Below are 19,823 nucleotides of genomic sequence, written 5' to 3' on the forward strand. Positions count from 1 at the left end.
CTTGACGGCTATTCACAGACAAGTTAATTGCCCCACTATGACCAAGATCCAATCCCGCTTCGACGGCTCGCAAAGCTATGTAGCCACTGATGACTTGAAATTGGCAGTCAATGCCGCAATAAAGCTTCAGCGCCCTCTTTTGATTAAAGGAGAGCCAGGAACAGGTAAAACCATGCTGGCCGAGGAAGTAGCTGCGGCCCTGAACATGCCACTAATGCAATGGCACATTAAATCGACCACCAAGGCGCAACAAGGCCTTTATGAATACGATGCCGTTAGCCGATTAAGAGACTCACAGCTTGGCGATGAAAAGGTCAATGACATTCGTAATTACATTGTGAAAGGTGTTCTTTGGCAAGCATTTGAAGCAGATGAGCCCGTTGTTTTGTTGATTGATGAGATTGATAAAGCCGATATTGAGTTTCCGAATGACCTCTTGCGAGAAATCGACCGTATGGAGTTCTATGTATATGAAACGCGTGAGTTGATCAAAGCGAAGCACCGCCCTCTTGTCATTATTACTTCAAATAATGAAAAAGAATTGCCAGATGCATTTTTGCGTCGCTGCTTCTTCCACTACATCTCTTTTCCAGACGCGGGAACAATGCAGAGCATTGTTGATGTCCATCATCCCAACATCAAGCAAGAATTGTTAGAAGCCGCACTTCAATCTTTTTATCAAATCCGCTCTTTGCCAGGTCTTAAAAAGAAGCCCTCCACTTCTGAACTGATCGACTGGTTAAAGCTACTACTTGCAGAGGATATTCCTGCCGAGGCTCTGTATAGCGGTGATGACAAAATTACGATTCCTCCTCTACATGGAGCACTTCTTAAAAACGAGCAAGACATTCATCTCTTTGAGCGTTTGGTGATGATGAATCGTAATCACCGCTGATCTATCTAGTCAATATTTTCAATAACTGAATCATGTTGATTCAATTTTTTCTGAATCTGAAAGAGGCCAAGGTGCCTGTTTCCGTGCGGGAATTTTTAACGCTGCTAGAAGCTCTAAAGGAAGGCGTTATTGAACCATCGATTGATGAGTTTTATCAATTGGCTAGGATGACCTTAGTCAAGGATGAGCAGTACTTTGATCGCTTCGATCAAGTGTTTGGCTCCTACTTCAATGGTGTAGAGCAGATCATCGCTCTAGCTCTCGATATTCCTTTGGACTGGCTTGAGAAAAAACTGCAACGCGTATTAAATGAGGAAGAAAAAGCGGCACTCAAAAAGCTAGGCGGCTCTGAAGCATTACAAAAGCGCCTTCAAGAGCTTTTGAAAGAGCAAAAAGAATGGCATGGTGGCGGCAATAAATGGATTGGCGCAGGTGGCTCATCACCGTTTGGGCATAGCGGTTTTCACCCGGAGGGTATACGCATTGGTGGCGAGAGCGCGGGCAATCGTACAGCCATCAAAGTGTGGGAAGCCCGGGAGTTTAAAGACTATGACGGCGACCTCAGTCTGGGAACGCGCAATATCAAAATGGCCTTACGTCGCCTACGCCGTTTTGCCAGAGAAGGCTCAAATCTGGAGTTAGATCTCGATAAAACGATTCACTCAACTGCTGCAAACGCGGGGATGCTCGACATTCAAATGCGTCCAGAGCGTCACAACCAGGTCAAAGTCTTGTTACTAATGGATGTGGGCGGTTCAATGGATGATCATATTGCGCGCATCTCTGAATTATTTACAGCCGTCAAAACAGAATTCAAACACTTGGAGTATTACTACTTTCATAACTGCGTTTATGAAAGTCTCTGGCAAAGTAATCGCCGCAGACGCGATCAAGTCACCGCAACCCAAGACATTATTAATAAGTATGGTCCTGACTACAAGCTCATTTTCATTGGCGATGCCACCATGTCTCCTTATGAGATTCTGAGTCCGAATGGATCAGTTGAGTACAACAATCGGGAAGCTGGTGCGGCGTGGATTAATCGCCTCATTGAGCACTTCCCACACTTTGCCTGGCTCAATCCAGAGCCAGAATCAGTTTGGCAATATCGACAATCCATCGACATCATGAAAGGTCTCATGAAAGACCGCATGTATCCTGTGACCTTAAACGGTCTCGAGAACGCCATGCGTCAACTATCAAAGTAATCCAGTAAGATTTACATCAGCCTTCTTTTATTTTCTTTTTTTCTTTATTTTTTTATTTTTTTCTAAAACTTTATGACAAATCACATTAGCGATCGCCTGAAAACTCTGGGTATTGACTTACCTCAACCTGGACCGCCTGCTGCTGCCTATGTTATGGCTGCAACAACTGGCAATACTGTTTTTCTATCGGGCCATATTGCTAAGAAAGATGGTAAGCCCTGGGTTGGTAAGCTGGGTCTTGATATGGATACCGAAACTGGTAAAGCTGCAGCGAAATCTATTGCGATTGATTTAATTGCCACTCTACAAAATCACTTAGGCTCACTCGATAAAGTAAAGCGCATAGTCAAGGTGATAGGTTTAGTCAATTCAACTTCTGAATTTACAGAGCAACACTTAGTGGTCAACGGATGCTCGGAACTACTCTTTGAAGTATTTGGTGATGCAGGAAAACATGCTCGGAGCGCATTTGGTGTGGCGCAAATCCCTCTGGGTGCTTGTGTTGAAATCGAGCTGATTGCAGAAATTTAAATAGGAAATAGATTTAATTGGTGCCTTTGGATGTCTTCCGGCGTGTCGACATCCATCACAAATGCCTGATTGATGGTGGGCATAATCCTCACCTTATTAGGATGGGCATCCATATAAGATCGACAAACCATGCCTGGCTTGGCTAATACATCCGAGACTGCTTTATAAGAAAACAATACAGGATTGCCCCGCTTTCCATCCACTGTTGGCAGAATAATTTCCTGCCCACCTTGTCGCTTAGCGTATTCATCAAGCAATTCTTGAATTTCTTTTGCACCCACTTCGGGCTGATCGGATAGTGCGACTAGTAATACATCAAAGTCAGCTCGCAGTGATTCAAGACCCAAGCGAACGGAGGATGGTTGCCCCCTTTCTGGTGAAACATTTCTAATGATCTTCATCGGGTTAGTTAAAGAGGCATTCATCTTTGCAATCTCAGACTCAATCAACTGGGCATGAAAGCCAGTGACCACAATGCATTCGACGGGACTAAATACTTGAATTGCACTTGCAAAACGCTCTAAAAGGGTTCTTCCGTCACGATGAAGTAATGCTTTTGGATGAATGCCTAGCCGACTACCCTCGCCTGCTGCCAATAAGAGCACGGCTATACGTAGTTGTGAATCTTGGGCTGATGGGCTAGAACTTGTCATTAGAGAGATAATAAATAGGTAACTAGCAATAAATAATAAATAGAAAAAAATTAAACGTAAGAAATTAAATACAGTAAATGAATAGTACCGATTTAAGCGTATTAAAGGCTGCGGTAGATTGGCTCAAATCAGGCCATTCGGTTGCTATTGCCACAGTTGTTCAGACTTGGGGTTCTGCTCCAAGACCTATCGGCTCCTGGTTAGCTATTCGAGGCGACGGGCAAGTCACCGGCTCAGTCTCAGGTGGATGTGTCGAAGATGACCTGATTCGCCGAGTACAAACTGAAATCCTGACTCGAGATTTGCCAGAAATGGTGGTCTATGGCGTTAGTCAACAAGAGGCCGCCCGTTTTGGCCTGCCCTGTGGTGGAACACTACGATTACTCGTCGAGCCAAAACCAGAGCTGGCTATTTTGGAAGCTATCTTAGGGTCCATCAGCAATCACCAAATTACTTCACGTACGGTGGATCTTGCGACTGGCAAGTCTACGCTCGAAGCTGGTAATCGTAATGAGGCATTCATCTGCGATGAGCGCTTAATGAAAACCACTTACGGTCCTCGCTGGCGTATGGTGATCATTGGAGCCGGACAGCTATCACTGTATACCGCTGACTTTGCTCTTGCGTTGGACTTTGAAGTGATCGTCATTGACCCGCGCGAAGAATATGCAGAAGGCATCAATCGTGAACAGATTCAATTTATCAAGGGCATGCCGGACGACGTGCTGCTAGAAATTGGAGTTGACTCCCATACAGCGGTGGTTGCCTTAACGCATGACCCTAAGCTTGATGACATGGCCTTAATGGAAGCATTGAAGTCCCCAGCTTTTTATGTGGGAGCCCTGGGCAGTAGAATCAATACTCAAAAACGTAAAGATCGCTTGCTAGAATTTGATGTGACACAGGAACAAGTTGAACGTCTTCACGGACCCGTGGGTCTATTTATCGGCGCTTTGACTCCACCTGAGATCGCCGTATCAATCTTAGCGGAAGTGATTGCCGTCAAGTACGGCGTCCCAATACCTCAGAAGGTTTAGCTCAAATTAAAACTAGATCAGCCTCTTAGTTCGCTGTGAGCTTTCCGTCTTTGAGTCTTGGCTCTACAAAGTGACCTTTACGGGCACGATTGCCTGCAAAGGACTTCAAGGTTTTCGCATCAAGACTGAGCTCCGTTGGTTTACCAGCCCGTCCCGCTCCTGAATACGTAGCGCCATCAGGCCCAACTGCAATGGCAGACGCCAACTTCTCTTTATCATCCAAGCCCATCAGGATGACGCCTTTACCACCAGTAGGCAAACGCTTTAGCTCATCTAGTGGGAAGACCAATAACTTAGAGCTTTCAGATAAGCAGGCTACCTGTTTCATGCCCGCCGTGACCTTAGCGGCTCCGAGAGGTGCATCACCACCTGGAAATTTACTGTCAATACCAACAAACGATTTACCGGCCTTATTACGGGTAGTCATGTCTGCCACGTTTGCCAGGAAGCCATTGCCTGATCTTGTAGAAATCAGCACGAGATCATCAGGCTGACCAGCATAGTAGGCAACCATTTGTGATCCAGCTGCTAAGTTCACAAAACTCGTTAATGGCGAGCCATCTCCACGTGCGCCAGGCAATTCACTTACTGGAACGGTATAGACGCGGCCATCACTACCAAAGCCTTGCATCACATCGACAGTGCGGCACTCAAATGTGTCATACAAGGCATCACCTGCTTTAAAGGCAAACTGCATTGCATCATGTTCATGACCTTGGCGTACGCGCACCCAACCTTTTTGCGACACAATCACAGTGACTGGCTCATCTAAGACTTTAGTCTCAGCTACAGCACGCTTATCTTCCTGAATCAGAGTACGACGATCATCACCAAAATCCTTCATGTCGGATTCGATTTCTTTGATGATGCGCTTGCGTAGAACGGTATCGCTCTGTAACAAGCCCTCAAGATCATCACGCTCAGACTTAAGCGCTTTCAACTCTTGCTCAATCTTGATACCTTCAAGGCGAGCTAACTGACGCAAGCGAATGTCTAAGATATCTTCCGCTTGACGATCACTCAGCTTAAACTCTTTTATAAGATCAGCCTTAGGTTCATCGCTATTACGAATGATCTTAATGACCTTATCAATATTCAGAAGAACGATCAAGCGCCCTTCCAAAATATGCATTCGATCATTCACCTTGCCTAAACGGTATTGAGTACGTCTTGTAACAGTACCCACTCTGAAAGAAATCCACTCTGAAATAATCTCTTTAAGACCTTTTTGACGTGGACGTCCGTCAGTACCAATCATGACCAAGTTCATTGGTGCATTGGATTCTAGCGATGTATGAGCTAGTAATAAATTAGCAAACTCATTGACATCAATATTTTTACTCTTAGGCTCAAATACCAGACGTACAGCCGCATCTTTGCTCGACTCATCACGTACGCCATCCAGGACATTCAGAATGGTGGATTTGAGATTGCTTTGCTCTGGAGTTAAAGTCTTCTTGCCAACTTTGACTTTAGGATTGGTAATCTCTTCAATCTCTTGCAATACCCGCTGCGATGACGTTGATGGTGGTAGTTCATTCACCACGATTTGCCACTGGCCACGAGCCAATTCTTCAACAGACCAACGGGCACGTACTTTTAAGCTGCCGCGACCTGCTTCATAAATCTGCGTAATTTCTGCTGGAGAAGAAATAATTTGACCGCCACCAGGATAGTCCGGGCCAGGTATGATTTCCAATAACTCTGAAGTACTCATCTTCGGAGACTTCATCAAGGCAATCGCTGCGCTAGCCACTTCACGTAAATTGTGCGAAGGAATCTCCGTTGCCATACCTACCGCAATACCTGATGCGCCGTTCAATAGAACAAAAGGCAAGCGTGCTGGTAACAACTTAGGCTCCTGGAAGGATCCATCGTAGTTCGGCGCAAAATCGACCGTACCTTCATCAATCTCACTGAGCAACAAACCGGCAATTTTGGTTAAACGCGCTTCGGTGTATCGCATAGCCGCTGCGCCATCACCATCACGTGAACCAAAGTTACCCTGACCATCAATCAATGGGTAACGTAATGAGAAGCTTTGGGCAAGACGCACTAATGCGTCATAAGCGGATTGATCACCGTGCGGATGGAATTTACCAAGTACATCACCAACTACACGCGCACTCTTAACTGGCTTCGCATCAGCACGCAAACCCATCTCACTCATCGAGAACAGAATGCGGCGTTGAACCGGCTTTTGACCATCAGATACATCTGGCAATGCGCGACCTTTGACAACGCTAATGGCGTAATCTAAGTAAGCGCGTTCAGCATAGACCGCTAGCGTTAGGCTATCTTTATCGTCCTCATTGAGCTCAATCTTTTTTGGATCATGCGGATCATTGGGTCCACCTGCCTGAACAGAAATAGGTTCATCGATTGCAAACAAATCAGCTTGATCTGTAGAGTCTGCACTACCTGGAGTTTTTTTGATCGCCATTAGATATCCGCCTCTACTTCGTTACCGCGCTCTTCCAACCAATCACGACGAGCCCCGGATTCGGATTTACCCATCAACATATCCATTGTTTTAATTGTTTCATCTTCTGTCCACGTGCCCAATGTCACTGGCAATAGGCGACGAGTATCTGGGTTGAGGGTGGTATCCCACAGTTGTTCAGCGCTCATCTCGCCCAAACCTTTAAAACGAGAAATTTGCCAAGCAGACTCTTTGACGCCATCTTTACGCAACTTATCTTCAATTGCTTGCAGCTCGCTTGCATCTAAAGCGTAAATCTTTTGGGCTGGCTTTTTACCACGAGCTGGCGCATCCACTCTAAATAAGGGCGGCCGGGAAATATGGATATGCCCCAATTCAATTAACTTAGGGAAATGCTTGTAGAACAAGGTGAGTAGCAATACCTGAATATGCGCACCATCGACGTCCGCATCAGACAAGATGCAGACCTTGCCGTAACGTAAATTCGATAAATCCGGCATGTCATTAGCACCATGTGGATCGACGCCAATGGCTACCGCAATGTCATGTACTTCATTATTGGCAAATAAACGATCGCGCTCGGCTTCCCAAGTATTGAGAACCTTGCCACGCAAAGGCAGGATCGCTTGATATTCTTTGTTGCGCCCCATCTTGGCTGAGCCGCCGGCTGAATCTCCCTCAACCAGGAAGATTTCATTCAGGCCAATATCTTCGCTCTCGCAATCAGTCAACTTTCCGGGAAGAACTGCTACACCAGATGATTTTTTCTTCTCTACTTTTTGGCCAGCACGGGTTCTAGCTTGAGCTTGCTTAATCACTAAGTCCGCTAGTTTGCGACCGTAGTCCACGTGCTCATTGAGCCAAAGCTCTAATGCAGATTTAGCGTAGCCAGAAACCAAACGCACTGCGTCTCTAGAGTTCAGACGCTCTTTAATTTGCCCCTGGAATTGGGGGTCCAATACCTTGGCAGACAAAATAAATGAAGCGCGCGCAAAGACGTCTTCAGGCATTAACTTGACACCTTTTGGTTGTAAAGCATGCATCTCAATGAAGCCTTTCACGGCATTAAAGAGGCCTTCACGCAGACCACTTTCATGCGTTCCACCTGCAGGAGTCGGGATTAAGTTCACATAACTCTCACGCACAGGTGGGCCATCTTCGGTCCAAGTTACAACCCAAGCAGCGCCCTCGCCTTCAGCAAAGGAGTCATCATCTCCGTTACCAGTAGCGTATTGCTCACCTTCAAATGGAGGAATTACTTCTGCGCCATGACCAGCTTGAGCCATTGCTTCATTTAAGTAGCCACGCAAGCCATGGGCATATTGCCAAGTTTGGCTCTCGCCAGACTTTTCTTGAATCAGGGTCACTTTTACGCCTGGCAATAAGACTGCCTTAGAGCGTAATAAACGAATGAGTTCAGGCATAGGGATAGCTGCGTTATCAAAGTACTTGCCATCAGGCCATGCACGTACACGTGTACCGTGAGACTTATCCTCTTTGCCGGCGGCGCTGGTTTTGAGCTTTTCAATCACCCTGCCATCAGCAAAGGTCAATGTAGAGACTTGACCCTCACGCCATACGGTGACCTCTAGTCGCTTAGATAAGGCATTGGTTACAGAAACACCGACACCATGCAAACCACCAGAGAAGGCATATGCACCGCCGGAGCCTTTTTCGAATTTACCGCCAGCATGAAGCTGGGTAAAGACGATTTCTACTACTGGGAGCTTCTCGGTTGGATGCATTCCCACAGGAATACCGCGGCCATCATCCTCCACACTCACACTGCTGTCGGTATGCAAAGTCACAATGATTTGTTTGCCAAACCCTCCTAAAGCCTCGTCAGAAGCGTTATCCAGTACCTCCTGAATGATGTGCAAGGGATTATCAGTGCGGGTGTACATTCCCGGCCGCTGACGGACGGGTTCAAGCCCTTTTAAGACTTGAATCGATGATTCGCTGTATTCAGATGTTTTACGGGTAGCCATGCGCGCAAATTGTAGTCATGTCTGAAGGAAAACCTGAATTTTCCTGAATTACCCTTTTTTTCATGCCAAAATTGCAGGATGGGAGCCTTAAGTCATATTCGCGTTTTAGACCTCAGCCGTGTGCTTGCCGGCCCGTGGTGTACTCAAAACCTCGCCGACCTCGGTGCAGATGTCATTAAGGTTGAAAAACCTGGTGAGGGCGATGACACACGGCACTGGGGCCCTCCTTTTGCCAGAGATCAAAACGGCAAAGATACGGCTGAAAGTGCGTATTTCATATCCATTAACCGCAATAAACGTTCCATTACGGTCGATATTAGCAAGCCTGAAGGCCAAGAAATCATTCGCCAGCTCGCAAAAGACTCCGATGTCGTCATTGAGAACTACAAAGTTGGACAGCTGGCTAAGTACGGACTGGATTACGAGAGCTTAATCAAAGTAAAGCCGGATCTCATTTACTGCTCAATTACTGGATTCGGGCAATTTGGGCCCTACTCAAAACGCCCTGGATATGATTTTATTGTCCAAGGAATGGGTGGCTTTATGAGCGTTACCGGTGAAGCGGATGACTTTCCAGGTGCTAGCCCGCAAAAAGCGGGTGTTGCAATTGCCGATATCTTTACCGGGATGTACGCCACCACCTCCATCTTGGCGGCCATTGCCCATAAAAACCATACTGGCGAAGGTCAATACATTGACTTGGCACTATTGGATACGCAAATAGCAGTCATGGCAAATGTGGCTAGCGCCTATTTATGCTCAGATGAAATCCCCAAACGTTGGGGCAATGCATCGCCAACGATAGTACCTTATCAAACACTTCCCACATCAGATGGCTGGATGATTGTTGCAGCCGGAAATAACGGCCAATTCAGGCATTTTGTTACCGCAGGTAATGAAGCCCATTTAGCCGATAACCCTCTGTACTCCGAGAATCCAATGCGGGTGAAGCACCGCGAACAGCTAGTACCTCTGCTGGAGGAAATGACGAGAAAGAAAACTAAGGCAGAGTGGATTGCCTTACTTGAAAAAGCAAATGTACCCTGCGGACCAATTAATAATTTTCAAGAGGTATTTGAAAATGAACAGGTCAAAGCCCGTGATATTCAAATCAATGTGCCCCACCCCACAGCTGGCAAGATGAAGTTGGTAGCAAGTCCTATGCGACTCTCTAAAACTCCAGTAGAAGTCAGAATGGCACCCCCAACCTTGGGACAGCATACTGATGAGATCCTACGCGAGAGACTGGGTCTTAGCGCGCAGGATATCGATTTACTGAGAGAGAATGGTTCGATCTAATCGAGCTTGCCAATTTTTCTAACTACCTCATTCATCTTGGCAATATCCTTATCCCAAAAGATTTGGAATTCAGGTTCATCAAGATAGTCGATTGGGCTACCTGCATTACCAATAGTTGAGCGAATGGAATTGTCGTTAACGGCAACTCTTAATGCATCACGATACTTTTTGACAATCGGCTCAGGCGTACTTTTCGGTACAAAAATTCCAGTCCATTGATTGTATTCAACGGGTATTCCGAGCTCTTTTAGAGATGGAACATCTGGTAGTGCAGCCATCCTGCCTGTTCCGGTATGAGCTAAAGCTCTGAGTTTTCCAGCCTTGACGTTTTGAACTACGGTTGATGGGCCACTAGCGACAATATCAACCTCTCCACTAAGTACAGCTAACACAGCAGGGCCAGCACCACCATAGGGAATATGAACAACGAAAATATTCTGATTTGTTTTTAACATCTCCATTGGCAACTGCATTGTTCCGTAGTTACCAGAAGAGCTGAAATTGTATTTACCAGGATACTTTTTAGCATCAGCAACAAACTCTGTCATGGTTTTCCATGGAGCATCATTCTTCACCACAATCACCAATGGATCAGAAGTAATGCGGCCAATGGGTCTTAGCTGATTGGTGGAATACGAAGCTGTCTTGCCAGCAATCTTATCTGTCTCTGGAATGGTTGAAACAGAGGACATCGCAAACAATACGTTATAGCCATCTGGCTTTGCTTTTGCTACAAAGGCATTACCGATTCCGCCACCTGCACCAGGTTTATTTTCCATAATGATCGGCTTTTCAAGATTTTTAGCCATGCCATCAGCAATGGGTCTACCAACAACTGTAGCAACCCCACCCGGCGGAAATGGAATGATCATTGAAATGGGTCTGTTAGGCCATGACTCTTCAGCAGGCGCTGACTGACCAGAAGCGCTCTGGCTGAACAGCGACACTGCAGCAAATAAACAGCCTAATAAGATTCCGATTTTTTGTTTTTTCTTGGAATGCATTAATTTGTCTCCTCCAACTATTTATTTATAGGCCTACGCAGACATACTTCATCTCGAGGTATTCATCAATACCCCAAGAGCTGCCTTCTCTACCTAAGCCGGATTGCTTAACACCGCCAAATGGGGCAACCTCGTTAGAAAAGAGGCCGGTGTTGACCCCGACCATGCCAAACTCCAGAGCCTCAGCCACTTTCCAGATGCGACCGATATCACGGCTATAGAAATAAGAAGCCAATCCAAACTGGCTGTTATTGGCGAGCTTGACAACCTCTTCATCAGACTCAAAAGGAATGACTGGGGCAACTGGCCCAAAGGTTTCTTCAGTTACCACTAGCATGGAATTACTTACATTTGCCAAAATGGTGGGCTCAAAAAAAGTACCGCCTCGCTCAGAAGACTTGCCGCCGGTAACCAAGGTCGCCCCCTTAGCTACTGCATCAGCAATATGTCTCTGGACTTTAGCCAGTGCATGCTCATCGATCAAGGGGCCTTGAGTCACCCCAGGCTCTAAACCATGACCCACTTTGAGTCCTTTTGTAGCAGCAGCAAACTTTTCAACAAATTCGTTATGGACTTTTTTATGCACATAAAAGCGATTGGCTGCAACACAAGCTTGGCCAGCATTACGGTACTTAGCAAACATAGCGCCAGCAACCGCATTGTCAATGTTGGCATCTTCAAAAACAATAAATGGCGCATGACCACCTAACTCAAGAGCAATCTTTTTCACTGTTGGGGCGCACTGCATCATTAGCAACTTGCCAACCTCAGTGGATCCAGTGAACGAGAGATGCTTAACTACTTGAGAGTCACAAAGTGCTTTACCAATCGCGATGGAATTGTGAGCATCCGCGGTCAAAATATTGATCACGCCATCAGGGACGCCTGCACGAGAAGCGAGTTCAGCCAATGCCAATGCTGACAATGGTGTTTGTTCAGCAGGCTTGATCACAATAGAGCAACCTGCTGCCAGTGCTGGAGATACTTTTCTAGTAATCATGGCACTAGGGAAGTTCCAAGGAGTAATTGCTACGCACACTCCAATAGGTTGCTTGAGAACCATCAAACGCTTGTCTTCCCAAGTTGAGCTAGGAATGGCGCCAGTGACTCGTTTCGCCTCTTCAGCAAACCACTCAATAAATGAAGATCCATAATGAATCTCGCCTTTAGCTTCAACCAAAGGCTTACCCTGCTCCAAAGACATAATGATTCCAAGATCTTCGGTGTGCTCTGTGATTAAGTCAAACCACTTGCGCATAACTGCAGCGCGCTCCTTACCAGTTTTTGTGCGCCATTGCGTAAATGCAGTTTCAGCTAATGCAACAGCGTCCAGTGCATCAGCAACATCGAGATTGGGAACCTGAGCGATTTCTTCGCCAGTTGCAGGATTAGTTACTGAAAAAACTTTGCCAGATTTAGCTTGAAGCCATTTACCGCCGATAAATGCATCGCCCTTCAGGAGATTTTTATCTTTCAATAACGAACTAATGTGATTTACTGCTGACATAAATAAATACTCCAAAGAATCTTGTAGGTGGCAAAATTGCTCATTAATTTAAAAAGTGTTTTGACCCCACCAATCAGTAAAAACCCTAGGCAGGTATTGCTTTACCAAGGTGTTAATTATTGGATACGAAGAAAATTTTGCAATCAAAAATGAATACAAAAATTATTCTGCGTAACAGGCCAAATCAAACCGTAACACAAGATAACTTTGAATGCATTGACGCCGATATAGAGCCTCTCAGGAGCGGCCAAGTCCTGGTTCTAAATCAATGGCTTTCGCTTGACCCCTATGTGCGCGGCAGAATGAGTGAGCGCAAATCATATGCACCCTCAATGGCGCTTGGCGATGTTGTCATGGGCGAAGGCATTGGAATCGTCTTAGATTCACGGTCCGATCAATTTAAAGCGGGGGATAAGGTGATTGGCATGCTGGGATGGCAAACCCATGCCGTCATGAATTGCGCTGCAATCAAGCTCATTCCTGAAATTCCATTTTCGGAAACCTGGCTTCTGGGAGCTGCAGGAATGCCGGGGATCACCGCCTGGATTGGAATGATGGATATTTGCAAGCCCCAAGCCAGTGAAACCATCCTCATTAGCTCTGCCGCAGGATCCGTAGGGAGTGTTGCCGGCCAACTTGCCAAACTACAGGGAGCTCATGTCATTGGAGTTGCAGGCTCTGAGGAAAAATGCGCTTATGTGCAGAATGTATTGGATTTTGATCACTGCCTATCCTATAAACACAGTAATTTGGCTTACTACTTAAATAAGCATGCCCCCAATGGTATCGATGGGGTGTTTGAAAATGTCGGAGGTGCCTTATTTGACAGTCTGATTCCTCAAATGAACCCCTTCTCCCGCATTGCCATCTGCGGACTGATTGCTGAAGGCCTTGAGGAGCGTCTCCACAGCATCAATCTGCGCACCTTACTAGCCAATCGCATGTTAATTCAGGGTTTTATCGTCTCTGATCACATGTCTCGCTGGCGGGAAATCCAAAAACAACTGATAGGTCTAATAGACGAACAAAAGATCCAGGTCCATGAAAAAATCACTGAAAACCTACAAAACGCACCCCAGACCTTCATTGATCTGCTTGAGGGCAGGTGTTTGGGTAAACAAATAATCAAGCTATCCTAAGCGCTGGACATAATGAGAAAACATCCATGACAGCGCAATCTAGCCCATCTAACATCCTCACGCTGAAGAATCTACTGATCTTTGGCGGGCTGATGGTGACTTTTTCCATGGGTATACGCCATGGATTTGGACTCTTTAACCTACCCATCACTTCCGCCAATGGTTGGGGTCGTGAAACTTTTGCTCTGACCATTGCCCTCCAGAATTTAATTTGGGGCGCTGTTCAACCTATTACTGGGGCATTGGCTGATCGTTACGGTGCACTCAAAATTATGATTGCTGGGGGTGCGCTGTATGCACTCGGTTTAGCCGGTATGGCGATCTCTACCGATGCTCTGAGTTTTGCATTTGCAGGTGGATTGCTAATCGGTCTTGCGCAAACTGCAACCACCTATAGTGTGGTGTATGGCATCTTAGGTCGTAATGTTGCTCCTGAAAAAAGAGTCTGGGCAATGGGCATCACTGCAGCAGCTGGATCATTCGGACAATTTTTAATGATTCCAGTTGAGCAAGGCTTGCTGTCAAACTTTGGTGCCAATGATGCGCTACTCGTGTTAGCGCTCATGGCAAGCCTCATGATTCCGATTGCGTTTATGTTGCGTGAACCCAATGCTGCGAATATGCAGCAAGGTAGCAATCAAACTATCAAAGAAGCTTTAAAAGAGGCGATGGGTAACCCCAGCTTTAGATTGCTTACTTTGGGTTATTTTGTTTGCGGTTTTCAGGTGGTATTTATTGCAGTTCATTTAGCGCCTTACCTAAAAGATTTATCTAATATGTATCCCGATGTTGGTGCCCCTTTTGTAGCAACTACCGCCCTTGCATTAATTGGACTATTTAATATTTTTGGAACCTATGGCGCCGGAATATTAGGTCAACGTTTTCCAAAGCGCTACCTCTTGTCAGGGATCTATATCAGCAGGTCTGTGGCGATCATCGCTTTTGTTTATCTGCCTCTGAGCCCAACTACTACCTATATCTTTGCAGCCATCATGGGCTTCTTGTGGCTCTCCACCATCCCATTAACCAATGCCATCGTTGCACAGATTTTTGGCGTGAAATACCTCTCTATGCTCTCGGGTCTCGTATTCTTCTCTCATCAGCTTGGCAGCTTCTGCGGAGCTTATTTTGGCGGCTACCTGTTTGATCGCACCGGCTCCTATCTGATCGTTTGGAATATTGCGATTGCCTTAGGTGTGTTTGCATTCTTAATTAATTTTCCAGTAAAAGAACGGGCAATTCATCGCCTTGCTACTGCTTAATTTTTTTGATGAGTATTTCTATTTTGCGCTTCGTTTCATACGCTCTAGCAACAGTAGTGTTGGGAATTATTTTCTCCGCATACTTTGCACCAGAGTTAACGGTCGCAATTACCAATCAAGTGTGGGCACTGTGTGGTTGGTAATCAGTGGATAATGAAAGTTGTCCTATCATCTTTTTTATAAAACGTTTTACTTTTTTTCAATCTTGCCGTAGCACAATGGATAGTGCACATGCCTCCTAAGCGTGGGATACAGGTTCGATTCCTGTCGGCGGGACCACTTCGCAATCAGAACTTATCCACAGCTTGTGTGGATAAATACCCAAAAGTTTTCGTAAGTCTAAGATTTGTATAGAGTCACCTAGCTTGCTTAATTTATGAGCATTTACCTTTAACAAAAATATACGTAAATCGTTGTTGACAATTCGAATTTATTTATAGATTTTTAGCCCAATCTTTGGTAATCAGAATTTCTCTTACACTTACAGCATGCATAAGCTCAATACCAAGCTCACCAGCAGCACTGTCGCTGCACTAGAGGAATTACTCCAAAATACGGCAAGGCCAGCTCCGCCCGATTACTTACCCATCTATTTTTTAGGTGGCTACACAACTGGACAGGTTATTGGGCATATAAGCCCTGATTTCACGGCCTATTTACTCGAATTCTTAGTAAAAAACCCAATCCCTTATATAGAAATGGGCCACGATCGCCTGACTATTCACCATGCAAGGCCTGTGGAGCTTTCTGAAAGCCTTTCGCAAATGGCTGATCGGATGCGCCAAGGTGGATTTATTCCAGGGTGGAGGAATGAGAATTTCGCTTGGATTGACCAAAATGGTCACGAATACTTCCGTTTAGAGCGCTCTGCCTTCCGTGCTTTTGGCTTTCGCAGCATGGCAACCCACATCAACGGCCATACCAAGGCGGGCAATCTATGGCTTGGGCGACGGAGCGAAACCAAATCTACTGACCCTGGTCGTCTTGATAACTTGGCCGCAGGCGGTGTTGGGGCAGATGAAACCCCTTGGGTAAATGCCCGCAGGGAGTTATGGGAAGAAGCGGGTGTACCACCCCAGATCTCCGATCAAATTGAGCCCGTGGGTCGCATCCACATGCGTCGCACTATCCCAGGACGGGGCTTTCATGATGAGCAGCTCTATGTTTACGACCTAGAACTGGCGGATAACTTTGTACCCACCAATCATGACGGTGAAGTGAGCGGTTTTATTGAAATCTCGCTTTCAGAGGCTGCAGCCCGTATTTTGGCTGATGAATTCACTAGCGATGCCGCTTTGGTTACAGCGGATTTCATTTTGCGTAATACCAGGACAGACTAAATCCATCCAATATCAATTTCAGCGCTTGATTTTGATCGCCCAGTTGAAAGGCATTTCGTGGTTAAATAAGACCTAAGGATGAAACAGGGGTGCCCTTGAGTGATTTTTGCTACAAGGCGCTGAGAAAGACCCTATAACCCGATCCAGGTAATGCTGGCGTGGGGAGTTTTCCATCAGACCGTCACCCGGTTTCGTCCATCTAAAAAACAGTCAGGAGATGGACATGAGCGATACCAACACAAAATCAAAACAAGAAATTCCTAGCTTAAAAAGCTTAGAGCGTGACTTTGGCCAAAAATTTGCCTACCCCGCCTCTACTAAAACCTACCTAGAAGGTTCGCGTCCAGATATCAAAGCGCCGATTCGTATGATCGAGCAATTATCAACACGTGTTGGTGAGGAGATGGTTCCCAATCCTCCTGTACCTGTTTATGACACATCAGGTCCTTACAGCGATCCGGAGATCGTGATCAATCTTGAAAAAGGTTTACCTTTGTTGCGTAAGAACTGGATTGAGGAGCGTGGTGACACAGTTCAGCTGACTGGACCAAGCTCTGAATACGGTGTTGCCCGCTCTCAAGATGTGGCTACACAGAATTTGCGTTTCGGCCATATCAATCCTCCGCGTGTCGCTAAAGCGGGTCAGAATGTGAGCCAAATGTATTACGCCCGCAAAGGCATCGTGACGCCTGAAATGGAATATGTGGCTTTACGTGAATCTATGGGTCTTGAGCAATTACGCAAGAATCCGGAATACAAACAACTACTCAAGCAACACCCTGGCAAGAGCTACGGCGCAAATCTGCCTGACATCGTTACTGGTGAATTCGTGCGCTCTGAAATCGCTGCCGGTCGCGCAATTATTCCAGCCAACATTAATCACCCAGAACTCGAGCCAATGATTATCGGTCGTAACTTCCGCGTCAAGATTAACGGCAACTTAGGTAACTCTGCTGTGACTTCTTCTATTAATGAAGAAGTAGAAAAAATGGTGTGGTCAATCCGTTGGGGTGCAGATACCATCATGGATCTTTCTACAGGCAAGCATATTCATGAAACTCGTGAGTGGATTATTCGCAACTCGCCAGTTCCAATTGGTACCGTTCCAATCTACCAAGCGCTCGATAAGACCGGCGGTATTGCAGAAGACCTTACCTGGGAAATGTTCCGCGATACACTAGTAGAACAGGCTGAGCAAGGTGTGGACTACTTCACCATTCATGCGGGCGTGTTACTGCGCTATGTGCCTTTAACAGCTGATCGTATTACTGGCATCGTCTCTCGTGGCGGCTCCATCATGGCGAAGTGGTGTTTGGCCCACCATAAAGAAAACTTCCTCTATACGAAGTTTGATGAAATTTGCGAAATCATGCAAGCCTATGACGTGTCATTTAGCTTGGGTGATGGCTTGCGCCCTGGCTGTATTGCTGACTCCAATGATGCTGCCCAGTTTGGTGAGTTGCATACTCTTGGTGAACTTACTGCCAAAGCCTGGAAGCATGATGTACAAGTCATGATTGAAGGTCCTGGTCACGTACCAATGCAGCGCATTGAGGAAAATATGACTGAAGAGTTGAAGCACTGCCTAGAGGCGCCCTTCTACACTCTCGGACCATTGATTACCGATATCGCCCCTGGTTACGATCACATCACCAGCGGTATCGGTGCTGCGCAAATTGGTTGGTATGGTACAGCGATGCTTTGCTATGTCACACCAAAAGAGCATTTAGGTTTGCCAGATAAAGAAGATGTCCGCACCGGCATCATCACCTACAAAATTGCAGCCCATGGTGCAGACTTGGCCAAAGGTTTGCCGGGTGCTCAAGTGCGCGATAACGCTTTATCAAAAGCCCGTTTTGAATTCCGCTGGGAAGACCAATTTAATCTTGGTTTAGATCCTGAGCGTGCTCGTGAGTACCACGACGCTACCTTGCCTGCAGAAGGCGCGAAGATTGCGCACTTCTGCTCAATGTGTGGACCGAAGTTCTGCTCAATGAAGATCACGCAAGAAGTACGTGACTACGCTGCCACATTGGATGCGGACGGTAATCCAAAGTCCAAAGTCATTCCAATTACTGCAGAAGCATCTACCGATCCACAAAAAGGCATGGAAGAGATGTCAGCTGAGTTCCGTAAGCGCGGTAGCGAGATTTATCAGTAAGTGAGTCACGTATTCTCAAACGGCAAATACGCCATCGTTGGTGCCGGCCTCATGGGTCGGCTACTAGCGGTCGCGCTTGCTAAACGCGGCGCTCAGGTTGAGCTGTTTGAGAAAGGTGGTTCGGATGGCAACTTAGCGGCAGCTCGCATTGCGGCTGCTATGTTGGCTCCATTAGCAGAGTCTGCTATTACGGAAGATAACGTGGTGCGCATGGGTGTTCATAGTCTGCCGCGCTGGAAGCAACTCATCGATGAATTAGCCAAGCCAGTATTCTTTCAACAAGATGGCACTCTGATCTTATGGCATCGTCAAGATAGCAGTGATGCAGAGCGCTTTGCCTCCCATCTTGAAAGAAATTGTGATCACAATCAGGCGCTTTCAAAACCAATTCATTTGGATAGTCAGTCTCTTGCAGAAATAGAGCCTGGTGTTGCTGAGCGCTTTACCCAAGGCCTCTATCTTCCCAATGAAGGCCAACTCGATAATCGCCAACTGCTCGAGGCTTTGTTAGTTGAGTTGACTTTAATGAAGGTGCCTTGTCATTGGAGTCAAGCTGCCGATCCTGAGCAACTGCGCACTCATAAAAATGGTTTTGATTGGGTTATCGATTGTCGTGGGCTCGGTGCTAAAGTTTCTTGGGAGCATGCTGGTAACTCCGCTAGAGATTTACGAGGAGTGCGTGGTGAAGTGATTCGCTTACATGCCCCTGAAGTAAAGCTGCGTCGCCCGACTCGCTTAATTCATCCGCGCTATCCAATTTATATTGCCCCTAAAGAAGATGATGTCTACGTTGTTGGTGCAACTGAAATTGAATCTGAAGATCTCTCTCCAATGAGTGTGCGCTCCGCCCTGGAATTACTGAGCGCGGTGTATACCGTCCATAGCGGCTTTGCTGAAGCGCGTATTTTAGAAATGGCAACGCAATGTCGCCCTACGCTCAAAGATAATTTGCCGGAGATTTCTGTTGATCGAAAACCAAATCAAGCTGGTCTGATGATGATTAATGGACTCTATCGACATGGTTTTATGATCTCACCAGCGATCCTGGACTGTGCATTAGAAATATTAGATTGTGGCTCTTGCAGCATCGCAATCGACTTAGGTCTTCAGGTGACAGCTTCTGCTGATCAGGAGCTCAGCACATGCACATAATGGTCAATCAAATTGCCAAAGAGGTTCCGGATCAATGCACGATTGATGATGTATTACTACTCATCGATGCAAAGCCACCCTTTGCTGTTGCCGTTAATTATGAATTTGTACCCAAGACCAGGCATGCAGAAGAAGTGTTGCGTGAAGGCGATGAGATGGAAGTGATTGCACCAGTGACTGGCGGCTAATTTAGTAACGAACATA

General features: G+C 46.3%; 17 protein-coding genes, 1 tRNA gene and 1 riboswitch. Of the genes, 13 read left to right on the forward strand and 5 right to left on the reverse strand.

Annotated features, from left to right (window positions below; genetic code table 11):
• The first annotated feature begins 37 nt into the window (after positions 1-37).
• The 3 genes from C2758_RS05440 (at position 38) to C2758_RS05450 (ending at position 2,634) form a co-directional block, all read left to right on the forward strand.
• Positions 38-895, forward strand: a complete 858-nt coding sequence (locus tag C2758_RS05440) for a MoxR family ATPase (protein WP_215327289.1) — start codon at positions 38-40, stop codon at positions 893-895.
• 32 nt (positions 896-927) lie between these two features.
• Entirely contained in the window at positions 928-2,103 is a 1,176-nt protein-coding gene (locus C2758_RS05445) for a VWA domain-containing protein (RefSeq protein ID WP_215327290.1), read from the forward strand.
• A gap of 72 nt (positions 2,104-2,175) precedes the next feature.
• Positions 2,176-2,634, forward strand: a complete 459-nt coding sequence (locus tag C2758_RS05450) for a RidA family protein (protein WP_215327291.1) — start codon at positions 2,176-2,178, stop codon at positions 2,632-2,634.
• Here C2758_RS05450 and C2758_RS05455 read toward each other — a convergent pair.
• On the reverse strand, positions 2,631-3,287 hold the full coding sequence (locus C2758_RS05455) for an NTP transferase domain-containing protein (RefSeq protein ID WP_215327292.1): 657 nt from the start codon (positions 3,285-3,287) through the stop codon (positions 2,631-2,633). The genes C2758_RS05450 and C2758_RS05455 overlap by 4 nt on opposite strands.
• Positions 3,288-3,364: 77 nt before the next feature.
• Here C2758_RS05455 and C2758_RS05460 point away from each other — a divergent pair, with 77 nt between their 5' ends.
• Entirely contained in the window at positions 3,365-4,324 is a 960-nt protein-coding gene (locus C2758_RS05460; RefSeq protein WP_215327293.1) for an XdhC family protein, read from the forward strand.
• 25 nt (positions 4,325-4,349) lie between these two features.
• Here the strand turns inward: C2758_RS05460 and parC are convergent, their stop codons facing one another.
• Both parC and C2758_RS05470 read right to left on the reverse strand, forming a co-directional pair.
• On the reverse strand, positions 4,350-6,767 hold the full coding sequence (gene parC, locus C2758_RS05465; RefSeq protein WP_251369137.1) for a DNA topoisomerase IV subunit A: 2,418 nt from the start codon (positions 6,765-6,767) through the stop codon (positions 4,350-4,352).
• A complete protein-coding gene (locus tag C2758_RS05470) occupies positions 6,767-8,755 on the reverse strand; it encodes a DNA topoisomerase IV subunit B (protein ID WP_215327294.1) in 1,989 nt (662 codons plus the stop codon). Before C2758_RS05470 ends, parC begins: the two co-directional genes overlap by 1 nt.
• A 78-nt stretch (positions 8,756-8,833) precedes the next feature.
• Here C2758_RS05470 and C2758_RS05475 point away from each other — a divergent pair, with 78 nt between their 5' ends.
• A complete protein-coding gene (locus tag C2758_RS05475; protein WP_215327295.1) occupies positions 8,834-10,054 on the forward strand; it encodes a CaiB/BaiF CoA-transferase family protein in 1,221 nt (406 codons plus the stop codon).
• Here C2758_RS05475 and C2758_RS05480 read toward each other — a convergent pair.
• Positions 10,051-11,058, reverse strand: coding sequence for a tripartite tricarboxylate transporter substrate binding protein (locus tag C2758_RS05480; protein ID WP_215327296.1), 1,008 nt, complete (start codon positions 11,056-11,058; stop codon positions 10,051-10,053). The genes C2758_RS05475 and C2758_RS05480 overlap by 4 nt on opposite strands.
• 25 nt (positions 11,059-11,083) lie before the next feature.
• Entirely contained in the window at positions 11,084-12,565 is a 1,482-nt protein-coding gene (locus C2758_RS05485; RefSeq protein ID WP_215327297.1) for an NAD-dependent succinate-semialdehyde dehydrogenase, read from the reverse strand.
• 149 nt (positions 12,566-12,714) lie between these two features.
• Here C2758_RS05485 and C2758_RS05490 point away from each other — a divergent pair, with 149 nt between their 5' ends.
• The 8 genes from C2758_RS05490 (at position 12,715) to thiS (ending at position 19,807) form a co-directional block, all read left to right on the forward strand.
• Positions 12,715-13,704 (forward strand): NADP-dependent oxidoreductase, encoded by a 990-nt coding sequence (locus C2758_RS05490; RefSeq protein ID WP_215327298.1) that lies wholly within the window; start codon positions 12,715-12,717, stop codon positions 13,702-13,704.
• A 26-nt stretch (positions 13,705-13,730) separates the two neighbouring features.
• Positions 13,731-14,966, forward strand: a complete 1,236-nt coding sequence (locus C2758_RS05495) for an MFS transporter (protein WP_215327299.1) — start codon at positions 13,731-13,733, stop codon at positions 14,964-14,966.
• 8 nt (positions 14,967-14,974) lie between these two features.
• A complete protein-coding gene (locus C2758_RS10780) occupies positions 14,975-15,109 on the forward strand; it encodes a hypothetical protein (RefSeq protein WP_256441888.1) in 135 nt (44 codons plus the stop codon).
• Between the two features lie 61 nt (positions 15,110-15,170).
• Positions 15,171-15,245 (forward strand) — tRNA-Arg (locus C2758_RS05500).
• 209 nt (positions 15,246-15,454) lie between these two features.
• Positions 15,455-16,306, forward strand: a complete 852-nt coding sequence (locus C2758_RS05505) for an NUDIX hydrolase family protein (protein WP_215327300.1) — start codon at positions 15,455-15,457, stop codon at positions 16,304-16,306.
• 75 nt (positions 16,307-16,381) lie between these two features.
• A riboswitch (TPP riboswitch) is annotated at positions 16,382-16,488 on the forward strand.
• A 41-nt stretch (positions 16,489-16,529) separates the two neighbouring features.
• Positions 16,530-18,467, forward strand: coding sequence for a phosphomethylpyrimidine synthase ThiC (gene thiC / locus C2758_RS05510; protein WP_251369138.1), 1,938 nt, complete (start codon positions 16,530-16,532; stop codon positions 18,465-18,467).
• The gene (locus tag C2758_RS05515; RefSeq protein ID WP_256441889.1) at positions 18,468-19,619 is read left to right on the forward strand and encodes an FAD-dependent oxidoreductase; all 1,152 of its coding nucleotides are present in this window, start codon (positions 18,468-18,470) and stop codon (positions 19,617-19,619) included.
• Positions 19,610-19,807 carry a sulfur carrier protein ThiS gene (thiS, locus tag C2758_RS05520; protein ID WP_215327301.1) on the forward strand — a complete coding sequence of 66 codons (198 nt, stop codon included), beginning with the start codon at positions 19,610-19,612 and terminating at the stop codon, positions 19,805-19,807. Before C2758_RS05515 ends, thiS begins: the two co-directional genes overlap by 10 nt.
• Positions 19,808-19,823: the final 16 nt, after the last annotated feature.

Origin of the sequence: Polynucleobacter sp. AP-Sving-400A-A2, assembly GCF_018688155.1 — a bacterium.
GTDB lineage: Bacteria > Pseudomonadota > Gammaproteobacteria > Burkholderiales > Burkholderiaceae > Polynucleobacter.